This window comes from Deinococcota bacterium (assembly GCA_030858465.1).
GTDB lineage: Bacteria > Deinococcota > Deinococci > Deinococcales > Trueperaceae > JALZLY01.
Genome location: JALZLY010000151.1, coordinates 1 through 19,116, shown reverse-complemented (window position 1 = coordinate 19,116; position 19,116 = coordinate 1). Strand labels below are relative to the sequence as shown.

Sequence of the window (19,116 nt, the reverse complement as noted above, 5' to 3'; positions counted from 1 at the left end):
CGGCGCTGGTCTTGGCGCGAGGCAGGTCATCGACTATGCGGCCGACTATGCGACCATCACGGAGATACAGGAAACCTCTAGAGAGGAGGGCAGCTACAGTATTGGTGGGCAGGAGGTGTCCGGCCAATTCGTTACCTATGGCTTCAACATTCTCTACGAAGGAAGCGGACCTCGAGTCCGGCGCCTGCCCCTCGACGTCACGGTGCCGAGCGGTCAGGTCTTCGTCCGCTCCACTCTCGCGGAAAGCCGCATCGAACGCCGCGGCCGGGTCGCGAGTTACGACAACGCCGCTCCTGGCGTGCTCGGCTACGTCTTCAACAACTACCGGCGCACCTTCGAAGAGGCCCGCAGCGCCGCGACGGGGCAGAGCCTGTTCTTGAGATGGACGCTCAACTCCTTTATCATCGCCGCCGCCAAGGTGCTCTCCACCTTGCTGTTCGCCTCGATGGCGGGTTACGCCTTGGCACGACTGCACTTCCCTGGCAAGAACCTCATCTTCATCCTCATCCTCGTCGCGCAGATGATTCCCGGCCAGGTCATCTTCATTTCCAACTACCTCGTCCTTCGCGACGGCATCTGGGGGCTCTCGAGGTTGTGGGGCCAGGCGACGCTGCTCAACAGCCTCACCGGCGTCATCATCTCGGGTCTGGTGGGTGCGGGTGCGGTCTTTATCATGAAGCAGTTTTTCGAGTCGATTCCGCGCGAGGTCGAAGAGGCGGCGATGATCGACGGCACCACCCAGTGGCAGCGCTTTTTCATCGTCGTCCTGCCGATGGCCCGTCCCGCTCTAGGGGCCCTGACCATCCTCACCTTCCAGGGTGCCTGGAACGACTTTTTCTGGCCGTTCATCGTGCTCACCTCTCCCGAAGACATCAAGACTCTGCCCATCGGCCTCTTGAGCTTTCGCACCATCTACGGGGCGGCAGGGGACTGGGGCCTTATCCTGGCTGGCGCGATCATGAGCGCGCTGCCCATCATCATCCTCTTCGTGGTCTTTCAGAAATACTTTCTGGAGGGCGTATCCTACGGGGGTGGCAAGGAGTAAATGAGCCATTAGCTGTTAGTCATCAGTCAAAAGCTAAGGGCTAAGAGCTAAGGGCTCAAAGCTCCCATGTCACATTTACCGCGTTGACGTTTCTATCCCACCCTGAGCAGGTAGGTCATGGACTCGAGCAAAAACCGCGTCTTGAAGGAAAACGACATCTTTCTGGTGGCCGATGAGAGCGGGCAGATTGTGGGCGGCGAGCACGGCCTCTACTGCCGTGACACGCGCTTTTTAAGCCGCTACCGCTGGGATCTGGGCGAGGGCACCCAGGCGCTGCTCGCCTTTACGCCCCGGCCCGACCGCTTCCGCGCGCACCACGCGCGCATCGAAGGGCCGTCGCAACTCGTCGGCTACAGCCGCAGCCTCGAGCTCGAGTCCCGCCTCATGCTGGACACCTTGACGGTCGAGAACAGCAGCGGCGAAGCGCGGACCGTCGAGGTCGCCCTCGAGCTGGCCGCCGACTTCGTGGACATGTTCGAGGCGCGCGGTTGGATGAGGCTGGAGCGAGGCGCCGTCCGCCGCGAGAACATTGCCGGGGAAAACGGGGAGGGCCTGCGCTTCGCCTACGAAGCCAAGGACGGCCTGGTGGTGACGACCGAGCTGCGCGCGTCGCCTCCGCCCGAGGCCGTAGACGAGAGGGGGCTGCGCTTTCGCCTCGAGCTCGAGCCCAAGGAGAGCCGGGTGCTCGAGGTCCGCACGACTGTCCACACGGGCGCCGAGCCGGCGGGCGCGGCGCTGCCTTCCTACGACGACTGGCGCCACGCCTTTAACCTGACGCTCAAAAACCAGCTCTTCCAGGAGGTGATCAACCAGGCCATCGACGATCTGCGGGCGCTGCTCATCGTCACCGAGCACGGGCCTTTTCCCGCTGCGGGTATCCCCTGGTACGTGGCGGCCTTTGGCCGCGACGCACTGCTCACGGCCATCATGATGCTGCCCTGGCGCCCCGACGTAGCCGAGGGGACCTTGCGCTATCTGGCCGCGCACCAGGGCCGGGGCTACGTCGCGTTCCGCGCCGAGGCACCGGGCAAGATCATGCACGAGAGGCGCTACGGCGAGCTGACCCGCCTCGGCCGGACGCCGCACGGCCCCTACTACGGCACCGTCGACGCCACGCCGCTCTTTATCGTGCTCTTGCACGAAACCTGGAAGCACACGGGTAGGCTGGAGCTCGTCGAGGAACTAAAGCCCAGCTGGGAGGCGGCACTCGCCTGGCTGGAAAAGGATGGCGACGCTGACGGTGACGGCTTTTTAGAGTTCGCTCCCGCCGAGGTGGGCAAGGGCTTGGCGGTGCAGTCCTGGAAGGACTCGCATGACTCGATGAGCCACAAGGATGGCTCGCTCGCCCAGGGCGCCTTGGCGGTGAGCGAGGTGCAGGGCTACACCTATGCCGCCTTCATGGCCGCCGCGGACTTCGCAGGGGCGCTCGGCGACGCGGTGCGCGCCGAGGCCTGGCGCGAACGGGCCAAGACCCTTCAGGCGCGCTTTCACCGGGCCTTTTGGCTCGAGAACCTGCAGACCTACGCGATGGCCCTAGACGGCGACAAGCGGCCGCTCGAGGTCTTGAACTCGGACGCCGGCCAGCTCCTGTGGACGGGCGTCGTGCCCCAGGAGGTCGCGCCCCGGCTCGTCAAGACGCTGATGTCGGACGCGCTCTTTTCGGGCTGGGGCGTCCGCACGCTGGGCAGCGGCGAAAGGCGCTACAACCCGGTCTCCTACCATAACGGCTCGGTGTGGCCGCACGACACCGCGCTTATAGCGGGCGGCATGGCTCGCTACGGCTTTCACCAGGAGGCGGCCAGGCTCTGTGAGGCGCTCTACAGCCTGGCGGCCAGCCAGGCCGACAGGCGCCTGCCCGAGCTGGTTGCGGGCTACGTGCGCCAGGACGAGCCGCCGGTGCCCTATCCCGTCGCCTGCCGGCCGCAGGCCTGGGACGCGGCCGCGCTGCTCTACCTCTTGCGGCTGGCGCCGGGTTAGAGGAGCGGTCAGCTTGAATCCTGTCCTTGCTGAGACGAGGCTGGCAGCTGTGAAGATCGGCCAGGCGCCCTCCCAACAGCTGTCCTGCAGCAACAAGCGGCCAGCAACAAGCGGCCATATGTGAGCCAACTTCCGCCGCCAGGCCGGCGGCGGGGGTAGACTCCGGGCGTGAAGCGGCTGGGTCTTTTCGGAGGACGGTTCGACCCGCCGCACTTGGGCCACCTCCTGGCGGCGCAGGAGGCGCTCGAGGCCTTGGCCCTTGACGAGTTCTGGTTCGTCCCCGCCCAGACGCCGCCGCACAAGCCCGCCGTCGCGAGCGCCGAAGACCGCTTCAACATGACGCTCCTGGCGACCGCCTCGCACCCGGCCTTTCGGGTGAGCCGCCTCGAGTTGGGGCGCACAGGGCCCTCCTACACCTTTGACACCGTCATGCGGGTGAGGGAGGGTGACCCAGGGGGTAAACTCTTTTTTATAACGGGGGCGGACGCCTACGCCGAGATCGAGACCTGGCACCGCGCTCCGGAGCTTTTGGAGGCGGTCAAGATGGTGGCCGTGTCGCGGCCGGGCTACGCGCTGAGCGGCTTGCCCGAGTTCTATAGGGACAAGGTCACGCTGCTGGACCGTCTGAAGATCGACATTTCGAGCACGGAGGTGCGCCGGCGCCTCAGCGAGGGGCGAAGCGTGCGCTACCTCGTCCCCGAGCCGGTGGAGAGCTACCTTGACAAACACCATCTTTACGCTGAATAGTCCCTGCAGCAGGCCGAGCATCAGCCCGCACTGTGAGCGGGTGAAGCGCCTGGTGACGCCCGCGCGCTTCGAGCACATCGTGCGCGTGGCGATCCTGGCGGAGACCATCGCCCGGGCCAACGGTTTTTGCGAGGGCGACATCCGCGCCACTGCGCTGGCTGCCGTCTTGCACGACGCGGCCCGCGACCTCTCCGAAGCGGAACTCTTGCGGCTGGCGCCGCCCGAGAACGCGCTCGAGCAGAAGCACCCCTTGGCCGTTCACGGCCGCGCCGCCCGCCGTTTGGCCGAGTCCTGGGGCATCGGCGACCTGCGCGTCCTGGACGCCGTCGAGGGTCATGTCTTCGGCGTCTCGCACGACAACCGCATCGGCATGGCGGTCTACATCGCCGACGTGTCCGAGCCGGGCCGCGGCGTCAACGCCGACATCCGCGAACTGGCCATGCGCGACCTCGCCAAAGCCTACGGCCGGGCGGTCGATTCGAAGGTGCGCTACCTGCGCGCGCAGGGCAAGGCCGTCCACCCCTCCACCTTGAAGGTCCACCGGGAGCTGTATGACGCCGCGCCTGATGCCGTGTCCTAGCCGCCGCGCCCCGGCCCTTGCTCCTCGCCTCGCTCAAGGGGCCGCCGGGGCTGGTATATAATCGCCGCATGGAGGCGCGTGGCTTTAACCGCAACTAGACTCGTCCAGCTTCTGGGCCTGGTGGTGGCCGCCTTCGGCCTCTGGGGCTACTGGAACGCCACCGATCCGGCCGCCCCGGCGCCGCTCGGTCAGGCCGAAGCCGCGCTCGTCAACCCGGGCGGCGAGAGCTTTCAGGCGAGCTTCGTGGTGGCGGGCCGCGACATCGAGTACGATATCCCCGCTCAGGACCCCATCTACCGGGACGGTCGGCTGCTGGGCTTTCGCACGCCCGCTCGAGGCAAGCGCTACGGCAACCGCACCGACAGCATTCTCTATGTGCAGATCGTCGGCAACAGGGTCTACGTGATCAGCATTCCCCGCGACATCTGGCTTCCCCAGCACCAGATCAAGGTGAACGAGACGGTGGGCTATGCCAGGCTTGGCCCCGACGGCTTGCGTCGCGCCGTGAGCGAGATCATCGGTCTGCCCGTCGACTACTACGCGATCGTCAACATCGATCTCTTCGAGCGGCTCGTCGACGCCGTCGGCGGCGTCGAGGTCTATGTCCCTTATCCCATGCGGTATACCGACACGGCCGCCGACCTGCACATAGACTTTGACGAGGGCCTGCACCACTTTACGGGCGCCGAGGCCGCCGACTTCGCCCGCTACCGCTGGGGTCCCGGCGGCGACTATGGCCGCATCGACAACATCAAGCGGATCGGCATGGCTATGCTCGACAAGTTTCGTGCCTTTGAGCTGCGCGCGTTTGTGGGGCTACCCGAGCTGATCGCTACCCTCTTCGATGAGGTCGAGACGAACGCGGACTCGGGCATCGTCAGCGAACTCCTCAAGCGCCGCAACCGCTTAGAGATCGCCGCCGCCACCCTGCCCACCCACTCCTCCGAGGTCTACCGCAACGACCCCAAGCTGGGTCAGGTGCGCACCGCCACCGAATTCGCCAAGTCCGAGGAGGTCGATGCCTTTTTGGCGGCGACCTTCGGCGGCAAAGCGCGGCAGTTGGAGGCTGTGCCCGAGGCCAGCCTGGTCATCTCCAACCGCAGCGGTTGGGCCGGCTTGGAGGATGTGGTCAAGGCCCGCCTGGTCGCCTTTGGCGTGCCCGAGGAGCGCATTCTTACCCAGGAACTCTTTCCCGATGCGCTGCCCACGCGCGTTCAGGCCGAGCGTGAGGACTGGCAGAACGCGGCCTTTTACGCCAACATGCTGAACGTCCAGCGCGCCCAGGTCTACCGCATCAACCGCCCGCAACAGGCTTCACAGCAGGGCTCGCAGCCCTCCCCGGTCGGCCTCGAGCTCATCTTGGGCCAAGATGCGGTCGGGCTGCTGGCCCCGCCGGGTCTCGCGCCAAGCGCGTTCACCTCGAACCGGCGTGAAGGGACAACGAGTAGCCGTGGCCCGTAATCGCTCGCTAGTCAAAGCCCCACCTGGCCACCCCACCTAGCCATTCGTAAGGAAGCCACAGCGGGACGCAAGCTCAGCCTGGAGACTTCAGCCTGGAGACCCTTAGGAGGACATGATCGAAAGCCCTGATCTCAACCGCCAGACCATGCTCGCCCACGTCCAACGCATCGTCGACGCGCTCGACGACAAGCGCGCCGAGGACATCGTGGTCCTAGACCTTTCAGGGGTTTCGGACGCGCTCGACTTCTTTATCGTGGCGACCGGCCGCTCGTCCTTGCAGCTCAAGGCGATGGAGGAGGGCGTCCGCGAAGGGCTCAAGGGCGTCCTGCCGCTGCGCAGCGTCGAAGGGCCGTCCACGCGCTGGATTCTCATCGACTTCTACCACGTAGTCGTCCACGTGATGAGCTCCGAAGCCCGCGACTTCTACGACCTCGAGGGCCTGTGGGCGGACGCAAAGCGGCTCGAGGTCCAACCAGGTTAGGGTCAGGGGTCGGAGGTCGGGGTGATGGGTTCTTGCCGACCCCCCGACCCCAAATCCCGACCCCGCCCTCATGAGGCACTGGTCCGAAGGGGTCGCCAAGAGCTACCTCGAGACGAGGGGTTACCGCATTCTGGCGCAGAACTACCACGTGCGCGGGGCCGAACTCGACCTGGTCGCCCGGCACGGCGACCTGCTCGTCTTCGTCGAGGTCAGGCAGCGCAGAACGGACCGCTACGGCAGCGCCGCCGAGAGTATCGGCCCGGCCAAGCAGGCGCGCCTGCGCCGAGCGGCCCTGACCTTTGTCATGAAGCACTACGGGCGCGACGACGTGCCGCTACGCTTCGACGCCGTCTTGCTCTCCGGCAAGAAAGGCGACTACCGGCTCGAGCACCTCGAGGCTATCTTCTGACACACTGCTGACGCCGGACCCGCGCGTGCCATACTTGGCGTCATGGCCTCTCCCGTTACGGCCTCTCCCGTCCGGCGCCGGCTTCCAGCTCTGGTCACCAGGACGCCGCCGAGCCAAGAGGCTTAAGACCTTTCGAGAAAAAGTCTTAGGACCAAAGTCCTAGTCCGGGATGATGAAAGTCGCTAGCCAGCCCGCAGGCCAGCGTCTAAACTGTAAGACGATGAGGAGAGGAAATGGTGGAGGCAGAGCGTAGGAAAATGGAGGACTCGACGCCGGCAGCGTGGCCGCTGTGGCCGGCGTCGCTTTGTGGCCGCGTCTCGAGGGCGGCGCCAAGGCCGGGCGTGTCGGCTTTGCTTGCCGCCAGGGCCGGCGGCGCCTGCGCGGCGCACAACCCACACCTGGATCATCTCGCTCGTCGTTCGCGGGCTGGGCTGACGGCCGGTACACTTAGACGCGGCGATAAATGCAGCGATAAATGCAGGACAAGCCCTACGGCGGCGAGTCGCCCCGAAACCTTGACTTTTTTTATAGACTACGATGACCAGCAAGCTTAGGCTGTACCTGACTGCAGGCCTGGAGGGCTCTTATTATTTACCACCGGACCATCTTATGACGAAAATCTGGATCAACTCGAAATCCCGCCTGATCGGCGACGCCTTGGCGACCTTGCTCGAGAGGGTGGAGGGCTTCAAGGTTCATACCGGCAGCACCCCTCTGGAGGGAACCGCTCTGGCGATCTGGGACTTGCGCGGTTTCAAGGCGCCCTTCCCAATGCCGCCCGAGACACCCACCCTCGCCCTCATCGACGGCTCGAAGTCCGACAAGATCATCGTCTTGGGCATCGGCTACAGGGGCTACCTGAGCGGCGAGGAGAGCGTCGACGACCTGAAACGGGCCGTCGAGGTGGTCTTAAGCGGCGAGATCTGGGCGGAGCGCAGCCTGATGAGCAGCCTGGTGATGCGGGCGCGCACGCCGACCCTGACCGCCCGCGAAAACCAGGCCTTCAGCCTCTTAGTGATGGGGCTTTCGAACAAGCAGATCGCCCAGCGCCTGGGCATCTCCGAAAAGACGGTCAAGGTCTACGTCTCGGGTCTGCTCGAGAAGCTGGGCGCCAAAAACCGCATGGACCTGGTGATGCACTTCAACAACCGCAAAGCCTTCGAGGAATGACAGAGGAGTGACAGAGGAGTGACAGAGGAGTAACGGGATAGAGGGCGGGGTAGTCGCCGCCAAGAGGTTCAGGTCAAGGGGCAGGAGTGCAAAATGACGGAAGGTGACGGAGGAGACAGCCTCCTCGTGCTTGTGGAGACTTCCCCGGTCGCCGAGCCGCTGATGCTAGCCCTGCCGTAGTGTGGCCGTAGTGTGGAAAGGAAGCCTGTCTTGCGCATCAAGATCTGCGGCATCACCCGTGCCGAGGACGCCCTCAGCGCCGAAAGGGCCGGGGCGGACGCCATCGGTCTCATCTTTGCCAACTCCAAGAGAAGGGTGGGGCTCGAGCAGGCTGCCGCCATCGGCGCCGCCTTGGGGCCTTTCACCGTGCGCGTGGGCGTCTTCGTGAATGCGCCGCTCGAGCTTGTCGAGGCGGCGGTCGAGGCGGCGGGCCTCCAGGCGGTGCAGCTTCACGGCAAGGAGGACGCCGCCTACGCGGAAAACCTGATGGCGCGCGTCCCCGTCATCAAGGCCGTCGCGGTCGGCCCCGGCTTCGACGCGGCCGCCTGGCGGGACTTTCCGGCGCAGGCGCTGCTCGTCGACGGGCTGCTGCCCGGCTCGGGCGAGCCTTTCGACTGGGAGTGGGCGGCGGGGCTCAGGGAGTTTCCCCGCCTCATCCTCGCCGGCGGGCTGACGTCCCAGAACGTGGCGGCGGGAATCCGCAGCTTGCGGCCCTACGCCGTAGATGTCGCCTCCGGGGTCGAGTCAAGTCCCGGCATCAAGGACGAGGAGCGGGTACAAGAGTTTGTACGTGCGGCGCGAGCCGCCTGGCTGTCCCCCTAGTTATCCACAGCAGTTATCCACAACAAGCCACAGTTATCCACAGGCCTGTGGATAACTGTGGATAAGCGCGTCCTCAGCGGTCCAGGTGGGCGCAAGCAACAAATCCCCGTCCTGGACGCACATTATCGACTTACGTTAAATAGTTCACCCTTAACAGATTTCAACCTCCGCTGTCAAGTGGGCAGAGTTATCCACAGGAGGCGCGTGGGGCTGTGAATAGCGTCAGCACCGAAAGGGACGCGCGGAAGGCCAAAAACCGGCCTGCTTGCGCCTCCCCCTTGGGATGAGGGTGGGGTCAAGGGCGAGCGGACGAACACCCGTGGCCCCTTGCGCCGTGGACGCCCGCCGTGTTTCGAGCGCCCTGCCGTGTCTCGAGCGCAGGGGTGGGGTTCGAGCGCCCTGCCTTGGTTCTGCCACGCGGCCTTGTCGTAGACTCTTGGGTGAGGGTATCTTCACCCAGAGACTCCTAAGCCTGCGGAGGTTATAGTGGACATCGTCAAGATCAGCCAGGGGCGGCAGTTTTCGCTCAAGAACGTCAGCAAGCAAAGCCTGCTGCAAGGCGACCTCGAGGTCACCCTCATCTGCTTCGAGGCGGGGCAGCGCGACGAGCAGAGCCAGGAGGCGCACGACAGCGTCTATCAGGTCCTGGAGGGCGAGGTCTTGGTGCGCGTGGGCGGCGAGACCGAACGGCTGGGCAAGGGAAAGTTGCTCAGGATGCCGGCGGGCACCGCGCACGTGCTCGAGAACGCCGGGGGCGGCCTGCTGGTGGTCATGGCGACGACCCGCGCCCAGGGATGAACGCGCTGAAGAGCAAGCTGACGCTGGAGGACCGCCGCAGGGCGCCCTATCACGCCAACAAGAAGGGCTGGCAGGCGCTGGCGGGGGCGCTCGAGGCCGACCGGGCCGAGGTCGCCAAGGGCGGCGGCGACAAGGCCATCAGGCGCCAGCACGACAAGGACCGGCTGGTGGTGCGCGAGCGTATCGCTATGCTGCTCGACGCGGGCAGCCCTCTCGACGAGCTCATGCGCTTCGCCGGCTACGGCATGTACCCGGAGGTGGGCGGCCCGGTGAGTGGCGGCGTGGTGAGCGGCGGTGTGGTGACCGGCATCGGCCGGGTTCACGGCCGCGACTGGATGGTCATCGCCAACGACGCCACCGTCAAGGCGGGCGCCTTTTTCCCCATCACCGCCAAAAAGGTGATCCGCGCGCAGACGATCGCTATGGAGAACCGCCTGCCCGTCATCTACCTGGTGGACTCGGCGGGCGTCTACCTGCCCATGCAGGACGAGATCTTCCCCGACCAGGACGACTTCGGCCGGGTCTTTTACTTAAACGCCCGGATGAGCGCGGCGGGCATTCCTCAGATCGCCGCCATCATGGGCAACTGCGTGGCGGGCGGGGCCTACCTGCCGGTCATGTGCGACACCCTGGTCATGACCGAGGGCTCGGGCCTCTATCTGGCCGGGCCGGCGCTGGTCAAGGCCGCCATCGGTCAGGACGTGTCGAGCGAAGAGCTGGGCGGCGCCAAGATGCACGCCGAGATCGCCGGCACCGTGGACTACCACGAGCCGGACGATAGGGCGGCGCTGGCGCGCGTCCGCAACCTCGCTGCGACCTACGCGCCGCCTGCGCTCGCGCCCTGGGCCCAGGGGCGCCAGGAGAGCCGAGAGCCAGTCCTCGACATGGCGGAGCTGCACGGCTTGGTGCCGACCCAAGGCGGCAGCCGGCCCTACGACGTGCGCGAGGTGATCGGCCGCCTCATCGACGCCTCGGAGTTCGGCGAGTACAAGGCCAAGTACGGCCAGACCATCGTCTGCGGCACGGCGCGGCTGGGCGGCTACGCCGTCGGCATCGTCGCCAACCAGAAGACGGTTAGCAAGAACCGGGGCAAGCTCGAGGTGGGCGGGGTCATCTACGCCGAGGCCGCCGACAAGGCCGCCAGATTCATCCTCAACTGCAACCAGGCCGCCATCCCCCTCGTCTTTCTCCACGACGTCAACGGCTTTATGGTGGGACGCGACAGCGAACATGACGGCATCATCCGCCGCGGCGCCAAGATGGTCAACGCGGTCAGTAACAGCGTGGTGCCGCGCCTCAGCGTGATCCTGGGCGGCTCTTACGGCGCCGGCCACTACGCCATGAGCGGCAAGGCCTTCGCTCCCCGCTTCATCTTCGCTTGGCCGAGCGCGCGCTACAGCGTGATGGGCGGGCAGCAGGCGGCCAAGACCATTCTCGACATCCAGGCGGCGCAACTCGCGCGCAGCGGCCACAAGCCGGACGACGAGGCCATAGCGGCGCTTCATGAAAAGATCAAGGCCGACTACGAGCAGGCCTTGGACATCCGCTACGCGGCGGCCCGGCTCTGGGTGGACGAGATCATCCTGCCGCTCGAAACCAGGGACAGGCTGATCAGGGCGCTCGAAGCCTGCGCCCAGAACCCGCACATGGACGAGCTCAAGCTGGGTGTTTTCCAGGTGTGAGAAGGAAATGCTCATTTTACCTCAAAAGGGGTTAAGGGACCGTGCCCTTTCGTCCCAAGTTCATCGAGGCGCATCGTTCAGTGAGCAGTAACGCGTCAGCTCGAATCTGGGCGGGACCGGTGCCAGTCTCATCTCGGAAGCGAGCGCTCGTTAACCGGAGCGCGTGAGATCATCCACCGCAGGCGTGATGTCAGGCGAGGCAAGCGCAAAGGCTACGGCTTCCTCTAAAGTCATGACCCGCCCCTCTTGCCACGCCGCTTTAAACGCAGCTTCATCCAACTGGGCACGAACATGAGCCACCTCGCGTTCGTAGTCGGGGCGCTCGTCAGGCGGCAAAGGGGCGCCGATGGCTTCGCGAAGCGCCTCTGCCACCCCCCAAAGACGCGCCGCCCGCTTGAACTCACCTTGCGCCGCTGCAAGACCCGCTACCTCCTTTAAGGCCTCCGCCATATCGGGCTTTGCATCGATCTCTTGTCCGATGGTTAAGCTCTCATAAAATAGCGGTGGTGCAAGCGCATAATCGCCCTGCTTTCTCACAATCCGTCCCAAATTGTTGAGGGGTTCAAGCAGGCTCTGTTTCGACCCCAACTTTCGAAAGCTTGTCAGGCTCTTTTCAAAGAGTACCCTTGCCGCAGCGTTGTCACCCTGCTGCTCGGTCACAAGCCCTAAGTTATTGAGCAGCAAAGCGACGCCCCGCTCATCTCCCAACGCCTGCCTCAAGGCTAGACACTCCGCGTACAAGGTCCTCGCCGCAGCGTAGTCGCCTTGCAAGGCAGCGATATTTCCCAAGTTGTTGAGGGAAGCGGCGATGACCGACTTGTTCCCTAAAGCTCGCCTGATCGCCAGGCTCTCTTCAGTCAGTGCTCTTGCCTTGGCGTAATCACCCCGCATCCTCACCACGATTGCCAGATTGTGAAGCGAGTCGGCGATGCCCTGGCTGGAGTTCAGTTTGCGCCGTATCGCCAAGCTCTCTTCGTGGAAAGCTTGTGCCGAAACGTAGTCGCCTTGAAAAGATGCCAGCACTCCCGCCCCACTAAGCGCCACGGCGCGCTCGGAGGTGGGCTCGGCGAGCTCGGGTGCTGACAGTACTTTCGTCAACCATGCGCGCCCCTCGCTCAGATGACCACGCACGTACCAGAACCACCAGAGCGCCCCGACCGAGCGCAACTTGTCACTCTCCTTTGCATGACGCAGTGCTGAGCGCAAGTTGTCATGTTCCACCTCCAAGCGCTCCAGCCACAGGGCTTGCTCCGCACCCCTAAGCTGCGGCTCGGCCTCCTCGGCGAGCGCCAAAAAGTAGGCGGCGTGTCTGGCTCGAGTCTCTACCTGCTCTTCGGGATGTTTTGCCAGCTTCTCCTGCGTGTAGCCGTAGAGCAGCGGATGGCGGTCATAGCGACTGCTCGGAAGAACGCGGAGTAAGGACTTGTCAACCAGTGAGGCGAGCAGTGGGATGGAGGAGCCCGCCACCTGCGAGGCAGCCTCCCTGGTAAAGCCGCCCACGAAGACCGAAAGCTTTCTCAGCACCTCTTGCTCTTTGGGCGTGAGGAGCTTCCAGGAGTGCTCAAAGGTGGCGCGCAGGCTGTGGTGCCTTTCGTGAACGTTGCGCGCACCAGCGGTGAGGAAGTCCAAGTTCTGTGCAATCTCTTTAGCAATGTCAGCAGGCGACAACATCCTCACCCAGGCGGCGGCCAGCTCGATGCCTAGAGGAGAACCCTGAAGGAGCCTGCACACGTCAAGGATGTGGGGCAGATTCTCAGGCGTCAGCACAAAGTCGAGCCGGGCGCGTTTAGCCCGTTGGAGAAAGAGCTTGACGCTGTCTTGGTAGCGCGCATCTTCAAGGGTGATGGCGTGGCTGAAAAAGGGCAGGCCCTCCAGGAGGAAGACTTGCTCTCCCTCGAGATTAAGCCGTTCGCGCGAGGTGATGAGCAGGGTGAGCTGGGGGCAGTGGGTAACGAGTTCCGAGGCGACGGTCGCGCCACTTACAAGGTGTTCATAGTTGTCGAGAATCAGCAGCAGCCGTTTATCTTTGAGGCTGCGGATGAGCTCTTTAAGCGCTTCGTCCCTCCCCGGCAGTTTGATCTCGAGCGCGGCTGCAATCGTCGAGGGGATGAGGCTTACCTCGCTCAAGGCGTCTAAGGCGACAAAGTAGATGCCGTCCGGGAAGGAAACCCCCCCGCCTTCGGCACCCCCCCTAACAGGGGGGGCTAGGGGAGGTTCACCTGACGCCTGACTTCTGACGCCTGTCTTAAGTTGCTCGTAAGCGGCTTGGACGGCTAAGCGCGTTTTGCCCACCCCGCCTATGCCGGTGAGGGTGATGAGTTTGGTCTCCGATAAGAGGAGTTTTGCCAGCTCGATAAGCTCGGGGTCGCGGCCGACAAACGAGGTGTTGCGCACGGGCAGGTTGTTTGGCGTGGGAAGTGCGCGTTCGCCCATTTTTTGGCTTGTATAAAGGCGTGCTTTCGCTTCGTCGCGGCCGATATTCAGGCGAATGTCGTAGCCCTTGGCCTCTTTTTGCAGGTCGCTGGCGCGCAGACTCCCTCCGGCAACCAGCAAGCGGTAGAGGCGCCTGAGTTCTTCCGGTCCGGGCTCGGGAGCGCCGGGGAGGGTATAAGCTCCCTCCGCCCGCTTGGCGGCGGTCTTGAACTCGCCCGCGGCAGCTTCTCCTTCGGCCAGTCTGAGGAGCGCTTCTCTAACCCTCTCGGCCAAGAACTCGCGGGTGCTGTAGACCCACTCCTCGAGTTCAGCACCCCAATCGGAGAGGTAAAAGCCCTCCAGAAAAGGGCCTTTATAGAGGTCGGCGGCCTCCGCCAGTTCGCCGTTTTCCAGCGTCCTCAGCAAGGTGGCGGCGTCGGCTTGAACCGTTGCCTTGACCCGGACATCGCCGGCCTCGAGCGCCTCTGGAGCACCCTGACGGAGTTGGTTGAGCGCGACGCGCAGGCTGGTCATCGGCTGGGCCGCAGCGGGCCAGAAGAGCTCGCTTAAAAAGCGCCTGTCCTTGGCGCCCTCGAGGGCCAGGTAGACCAGCAAGAGCAGCGGTTTGGGCCTACGAAAGTCAGACCCCTCGAGCTCCAGACCACCCAAGGTGCGCAAGACCATGACTCATTATAGCGCCTCGACGCCGGCCCAAGCCTTGTTAACGCCTCGTTAACGCCCCCTCGGGCATCCTTGGCTTGAAAGGGATTGAGAAAGGTGGTGAGGGCTTGGGTAACGTTGGGTAGATGAGCAAAAGAAGCCGGGAGTCAGTCATTAAACCCCATTTTATAAAGGAGCTAACGATGAGAAAAAACAAAGTAGCAAGGTTCGTCGCGGCGGTTGCCTGTGCCGCTATCCTGGTGGTGCCCTTTGCCGCCGCACAGGCGGGCGGGCCGGTGTTGTCGGGGCAAGTCGCCAACTGGGACGGCGGCGAGGCGCGGCTCGCGGCGGAGTCGTTCACGGAAGATACTCCGCTTGGCGCCATCGCCGAGACGACCATCGATGAGGACGGCAGCTTCGAACTGGTCCTGCCTGCCGAGGTGCCCGCGGAACTGCTCACGCCTTTAGACGCCGCGGAAATCTGCCCGGAAGCCCCGGAGGGCCTCAGCCTCGAGCCCGAGAGTTTCATGGGCGCGGGGGTCTTCGGCTTACTGGTCTACGAGGACGAGAGCCCGGTGGGCTTCGTCATGAGCGCCTCGTCTGAAGCGGTCGCGCTCGAGCAGGGGATGCAAGTGGGCAACTACGCGGTCTTTTACGCCTACGCCACCGAACCCGTCACCATCCGGGGAAGCTGCGTGCGCGAAGGCGAGACCGAGGCCATCGACATCGACTTGCAGAGGGGCTGGAACACCCTCGTCTCGAGCGTGACCGAAGTGACGGACGGCGCCCCGAGCGCCTTCGAGACGACCGTGGGCGAGGCGCCAGGGGGCGCGGGCTGGTTTTTCGCGGCCATGCCCGAGATGCCTGAAGGCGAGGGCGAGGCACCGGAGGTCATTTGGACCGCCAGCAACGAGGGCGAGGGCCTTCCCGAAGAGGGCGCGCCGGGCTACACCGTGTTCACGCTCGAGAACGACGGCGAGGGCGGGCGCAACCTGACGCTGTTCCGCCTCAAGGAGGGGGCGTCTCTAGAGGCGTTCCAAGAGGCCGTCAGGGTCGTCGACCAGACCTTCGCCGAAGAGGGGGGAGACGCCCCGAGCGCCATCAATGCCGTGCTCGAACTGGCGGACGTGCTGGGCGAGACCTTCGCCGAGCCCGGAGGCAGCGGTAGCTTCGGCGTGGTGCTGGAAGAGGGCGAGTATCTCGTGGAAAGCACCCCCGACAGCGAAGAGGGCCTGCCCGAGCACGTCTACCAGACGTTGAGCGTCTCAGGCGAACCCCAAGCCGAAGCACCCCAGGCCGACCAGACCGTGCAGATGGTGGACTTCGCCTTCGCCTTGCCGCCGGATATTCAAGCGGGCGAGCAGACCTGGCAGGTCGTCAACAGCGGCCAGCAACTGCATCACATGGTTCTGTTCCGGCTCCAAGACGGCAAGACGATGGACGACTTCATGGCCTGGATGGAGACCGAAGGCGAGGGCGAACCGGCGGCTGACGAGGCGGGCGGCGTCGGCATCATGAGTTCGGGCCAGAGCAACTACGTAGACCTCGAGCTGAGCCCCGGCGAGTACGTCGCCATCTGCTTCATGCCCGACCACCTGGGCGAGGCCACCGGACAGCCGCATTTCATGCTCGGCATGATGCAGAGCTTCACGGTCGCCGGGGAATAACCAGCGCGTGGCCCTGGAGGCTGGCTCCAGAGCCACGCCTTTGTCTGGGGATTGGCAACGCCGTAAGGTTCTCGAAAGGAAACCATGCACCGATTCGTCACCAGATTCATCCCCGTGGTCTTGCTCGTCCTCTCCGGCGCGGGCTGTAACAGCCAGCCCGCGCCGGGAGGGGGCGGCGAAAAGCCCGTCATCGGCAGCTTCCGGGCCGAGCCCACCACCATCGCGCCTGGCCAAGCGAGCACGCTCTCCTGGCAGGTCACGGGGGCGACCAGCCTCAGCCTCGCGCCGGACGTCGGTACGGTGACGGGCTCGAGCCGCGCGGTCAGCCCCACGCAGACCACCGAGTACACGCTGACCGCCAGCAACGCGGCGGGCGACGCCACTGATACAACCAAAGTCACGGTCGACGGCGGTGGCAACGGCGACGAAGCCGAGCCCCTGCACGACACCATCGCCTACGCTTCGGGCAACGGCGACGAAATCCGCCTGATCGACCCGGACGGCACCAACGACCGCCGTCTCTGGGCGCACGGCCTGGACGACCCCGAAGGCATCTACGAGGTCTGGAACATGAGCTGGAAAGGGGACGCCACCGAACTCGCCTTCGTCAGCACCCACGAGAACTGGTGCTCGCTCTACCAGTCGGACCTCTTCGCCCTGGACGCGGACGGCACCGACTACCGCCGCGTCACCCAGGCCCCCGCCTGCGCCGATTTGGCCGACTACCCCAAGGGCACCGTCAAGGTCCCGGTCCGGAACTCGAGCCTCGACTCCTTCTCGGGCTTTCTCTACTTCCAGGGCGCGCCCAGCCTCCAGCCTGTCAACCTGCCGCCCTTCGGCACCGGCATGGTCACCTTCGAGAACGTCGCGGACTTCGGCGACGGCGAGGATGGGCTGCAAATAGCGATGATCGTTTACGGCAGCTACCGCGAGCTGGCTTTCTCCACGGTCGTGGACGTGATCGCCGGCGGCACGGTCACCACCCAGGCTACAGAGGTCTACGTGCCGAGCGCCTCCTGGGAGGTGTACTCGCCGACCTGGAGCAGGGACGGCTCGAGGATAGGCCACCTGCTCAACGGCATTTCGCTGTGGCAACTGCCCGCCCAGCCTGAGCCCCTGGAGTTCGGCAGCTCGCTCCTGGCCGAAGAGGTGAGGCCGGGCGGCTACGTCGGTTTCCTGGCCTGGGGACCGACGCCAGCGACCGCCGACCAGTTGCTCTACAGCAAGTCCTTCGACGAAAGCGGCGTCTACCTCGTCCGCGAAGGCAGCAGCGACGCGGGCGAAGCCCTGCTGAGCTTCGAGTCGTTCGAGGCGCTGTTCGGCCTGGCCTGGCTTCCCGACGGCTCGGGCTTCGTCTATTCGGTCACCGAGGGCGATTACTTCGGCGAGGACCGGAGCAGCGACCTCTTCGTCTACGATTTCGCCAGCGGCGAGGCGACGAGGGTCACCTCGTTTGTGGGCGACTTCACCGGGCAGGTGAGCGTCTCGGGCGACGGCCAGCGCTTCGTCTTCGAGCGGGCCGCCGACTTGACCGAGTTCGGGGCCGGGCTGCTCGAGCCCGACCTGTGGCTCGTCAACCGCGACGGCAGCGGCCTGGGCTTGCTGGTCGAAAACGCCTACGCCCCTGCCTGGAGCCGCTAGACCTGGGAAGTCGGAGCAAGCGTGCGCCTGCCTTCTGTCACGCTCCAGTCACGCTGCTCCCTTTATCCTCCGCCATGATGGAGGCCGCCCGGCTACTTCACAAAGACGCTCGACCATAACGACGGTGCGCAACCAAATCGCTAGGCATCTACGGCAAGGTCGGCGTCCACTCAAGAGCGGAAGTAGTGGTATGAGCACGGCACAGAGAGCTGGTGTAGGAAGACGACTGTCCACCCAACCACCGAGCCTTGCTTTGACAATGGTGCTATATCAAGAGCATAATCGCATTGCACGTCACAGAGGGGAGTAACCATGGCGCAAGAACTCCGCAAAGCCGCCAAAGACATGGTGGCAGAAGCCAAAGGGCGCATCGAGAACCTCATGCCCGACCAGGTAGAGAAAGAGCTACAACGTCCTGACGTAGTTCTCGTGGACCTACGAGAAGCTGCCGAGCGCGAGCAAGACGGCATGATTCCCGGTGCCGTACACATTACACGCGGGATGCTGGAGTTCCGTGCCGACCCCAGCACTCCCTACCACAACGCCGCCCTCCAACCTGAACGCCGCGTCATCTTGCACTGCGCCTCAGGAGGCCGCTCCGCCCTTGCCGCCGCTACTCTACAGGAGATGGGTTATACGGATGTGGCGCACATGGATGGAGGCTTCAAGGCATGGCAGGCAGAGGGGAAGCCGGTGGAAAAGCTCTAAATCCTCCGCGCCAGTTCGTGCACCTGCGCCAAATCAATCTTCGTTTTTTGCTGCTCTCACAGCTAGCCTCTTGCAAAGCTGCTCTCTGTCGCCTCACGGTCGTGCCCGAGTGGTGTCGGCTCTTGAGGTAAGGCGCGCCTCCTCGAGCCAGAGCTCGAGCAGCCTGGCCGAGCCGCCTCGAGCCGAAAGCACCGCCGCAACGAACACGCTCGTATCCAGGACCACCCTCACAGGCGGTCAGGGCGCGCGATCGGGGGCTCCCTCGCGCCTCACCGCTCGAGCCTCCGCCACCGCCAGGCGCTCGGTCTCTTCCAGGCTGAGGTTTAAGTGAGCGAACGAGGCTTGCAGCCTTTGAAGCGCGTCGATGCCGAGGTAGTCCCGAAGCACCTCCTCAACCACGGTTTGATCGTGCACGCCGGGCAGCCTCGAGGCGGTAGCCGCGCACGATGTCCCTGGGAAGGTTGAGCGTCACTTTCTGACGTTCGGCGCCAGCCATAAAGCCAGTTTACCATACATAAGGTTTTACGGGTGACCTGGTGCGGCGTCCAAGGGGTCAGGGTTGCTGCGCCCGGTAGCGCGCGAAGCCCTCTTGGTAGACCTTTTGCGGTTGGGGCTCGAGCCGTCCTTTCACCGCGACCTCGCGGGCGCCCTCCTCGCCCTGGTTGCGCCAGGCCAAGAGGGCCGCGCCGTAGGCCGCGCCCCGGTCGTGGGCGGGCACGAGGATGGGCTTTTCCAACACGTCGGCGACGATCTGCAACCAGAACTTGGAGCGCGCCCCGCCGCCCGTCGCCAGGAGCTCCTTGGCCTCGGCGAGCGGCGTCATCACCGTAAGCGCGTCGCGCAGGCTGTAGGCGAC

General features: G+C 64.7%; 17 protein-coding genes. 14 read left to right on the top strand and 3 right to left on the bottom strand.

All coding sequences use genetic code 11. From position 1 onward, the window contains the following. The 11 genes from M3498_07165 to M3498_07115 form a co-directional block, all read left to right on the top strand. Positions 1 to 1,045, top strand: a 1,045-nt coding sequence (locus tag M3498_07165; protein MDQ3459063.1) for a carbohydrate ABC transporter permease, incomplete at its 5' end; no start/stop codon positions are given. Between the two features lie 117 nt (positions 1,046 to 1,162). Beyond that, the gene (locus M3498_07160; GenBank protein MDQ3459062.1) at positions 1,163 to 3,022 is read left to right on the top strand and encodes an amylo-alpha-1,6-glucosidase; all 1,860 of its coding nucleotides are present in this window, start codon (positions 1,163 to 1,165) and stop codon (positions 3,020 to 3,022) included. 168 nt (positions 3,023 to 3,190) lie between these two features. After that, a complete protein-coding gene (gene nadD, locus M3498_07155) occupies positions 3,191 to 3,769 on the top strand; it encodes a nicotinate-nucleotide adenylyltransferase (GenBank protein MDQ3459061.1) in 579 nt (192 codons plus the stop codon). Further along, entirely contained in the window at positions 3,762 to 4,349 is a 588-nt protein-coding gene (gene yqeK, locus M3498_07150; protein MDQ3459060.1) for a bis(5'-nucleosyl)-tetraphosphatase (symmetrical) YqeK, read from the top strand. The genes nadD and yqeK overlap by 8 nt, the downstream gene beginning before the upstream one ends. 78 nt (positions 4,350 to 4,427) lie before the next feature. Then, positions 4,428 to 5,810 carry an LCP family protein gene (locus tag M3498_07145; protein MDQ3459059.1) on the top strand — a complete coding sequence of 461 codons (1,383 nt, stop codon included), beginning with the start codon at positions 4,428 to 4,430 and terminating at the stop codon, positions 5,808 to 5,810. Positions 5,811 to 5,922: 112 nt separating this feature from the next. Beyond that, complete coding sequence (gene rsfS, locus M3498_07140; GenBank protein ID MDQ3459058.1) at positions 5,923 to 6,291, top strand: ribosome silencing factor; 369 nt, start codon at positions 5,923 to 5,925, stop codon at positions 6,289 to 6,291. 70 nt (positions 6,292 to 6,361) lie between these two features. Beyond that, complete coding sequence (locus M3498_07135) at positions 6,362 to 6,700, top strand: YraN family protein (GenBank protein ID MDQ3459057.1); 339 nt, start codon at positions 6,362 to 6,364, stop codon at positions 6,698 to 6,700. A gap of 609 nt (positions 6,701 to 7,309) precedes the next feature. Next, positions 7,310 to 7,870, top strand: coding sequence for a response regulator transcription factor (locus M3498_07130; GenBank protein ID MDQ3459056.1), 561 nt, complete (start codon positions 7,310 to 7,312; stop codon positions 7,868 to 7,870). 210 nt (positions 7,871 to 8,080) lie between these two features. After that, positions 8,081 to 8,692, top strand: coding sequence for a phosphoribosylanthranilate isomerase (locus M3498_07125; protein MDQ3459055.1), 612 nt, complete (start codon positions 8,081 to 8,083; stop codon positions 8,690 to 8,692). Positions 8,693 to 9,178: 486 nt separating this feature from the next. Beyond that, entirely contained in the window at positions 9,179 to 9,490 is a 312-nt protein-coding gene (locus M3498_07120) for a cupin domain-containing protein (GenBank protein MDQ3459054.1), read from the top strand. After that, entirely contained in the window at positions 9,487 to 11,172 is a 1,686-nt protein-coding gene (locus M3498_07115) for an acyl-CoA carboxylase subunit beta (GenBank protein MDQ3459053.1), read from the top strand. Before M3498_07120 ends, M3498_07115 begins: the two co-directional genes overlap by 4 nt. Before the next feature lie 150 nt (positions 11,173 to 11,322). Here the strand turns inward: M3498_07115 and M3498_07110 are convergent, their stop codons facing one another. Continuing rightward, positions 11,323 to 13,725 (bottom strand): tetratricopeptide repeat protein, encoded by a 2,403-nt coding sequence (locus M3498_07110; protein MDQ3459052.1) that lies wholly within the window; start codon positions 13,723 to 13,725, stop codon positions 11,323 to 11,325. 722 nt (positions 13,726 to 14,447) lie between these two features. On the opposite strand from M3498_07110, the gene M3498_07105 reads away from it, so the two are divergent. From M3498_07105 to M3498_07095, 3 genes are all read left to right on the top strand, one after another. Beyond that, positions 14,448 to 15,911 (top strand): hypothetical protein, encoded by a 1,464-nt coding sequence (locus M3498_07105; protein MDQ3459051.1) that lies wholly within the window; start codon positions 14,448 to 14,450, stop codon positions 15,909 to 15,911. Positions 15,912 to 15,995: 84 nt separating this feature from the next. Continuing rightward, the gene (locus tag M3498_07100) at positions 15,996 to 17,552 is read left to right on the top strand and encodes a Tol biopolymer transporter periplasmic protein (GenBank protein ID MDQ3459050.1); all 1,557 of its coding nucleotides are present in this window, start codon (positions 15,996 to 15,998) and stop codon (positions 17,550 to 17,552) included. Between the two features lie 312 nt (positions 17,553 to 17,864). Next, entirely contained in the window at positions 17,865 to 18,260 is a 396-nt protein-coding gene (locus M3498_07095; GenBank protein ID MDQ3459049.1) for a rhodanese-like domain-containing protein, read from the top strand. Positions 18,261 to 18,497: 237 nt separating this feature from the next. Here M3498_07095 and M3498_07090 read toward each other — a convergent pair whose 3' ends face one another. After that, positions 18,498 to 18,674: a hypothetical protein gene (locus M3498_07090; GenBank protein MDQ3459048.1), complete on the bottom strand. Its 177-nt coding sequence runs from the start codon at positions 18,672 to 18,674 to the stop codon at positions 18,498 to 18,500. Positions 18,675 to 18,813: 139 nt separating this feature from the next. Beyond that, positions 18,814 to 19,116, bottom strand: a 303-nt coding sequence (locus M3498_07085; protein ID MDQ3459047.1) for an FGGY-family carbohydrate kinase, incomplete at its 5' end; no start/stop codon positions are given.

Excerpts from the sequence above, each read along its gene's own strand:
- M3498_07160 (MDQ3459062.1), top strand. The coding sequence starts at position 1,163 with ATGGACTCGAGCAAAAACCGCGTCTTGAAGGAAAACGACATCTTTCTG.
- rsfS (MDQ3459058.1), top strand. The coding sequence starts at position 5,923 with ATGATCGAAAGCCCTGATCTCAACCGCCAGACCATGCTCGCCCACGTC.
- M3498_07135 (MDQ3459057.1), top strand. The coding sequence starts at position 6,362 with ATGAGGCACTGGTCCGAAGGGGTCGCCAAGAGCTACCTCGAGACGAGG.
- M3498_07130 (MDQ3459056.1), top strand. The coding sequence starts at position 7,310 with ATGACGAAAATCTGGATCAACTCGAAATCCCGCCTGATCGGCGACGCC.
- M3498_07115 (MDQ3459053.1), top strand. The coding sequence starts at position 9,487 with ATGAACGCGCTGAAGAGCAAGCTGACGCTGGAGGACCGCCGCAGGGCG.
- M3498_07105 (MDQ3459051.1), top strand. The coding sequence starts at position 14,448 with ATGAGAAAAAACAAAGTAGCAAGGTTCGTCGCGGCGGTTGCCTGTGCC.
- M3498_07100 (MDQ3459050.1), top strand. The coding sequence starts at position 15,996 with ATGCACCGATTCGTCACCAGATTCATCCCCGTGGTCTTGCTCGTCCTC.
- M3498_07095 (MDQ3459049.1), top strand. The coding sequence starts at position 17,865 with ATGGCGCAAGAACTCCGCAAAGCCGCCAAAGACATGGTGGCAGAAGCC.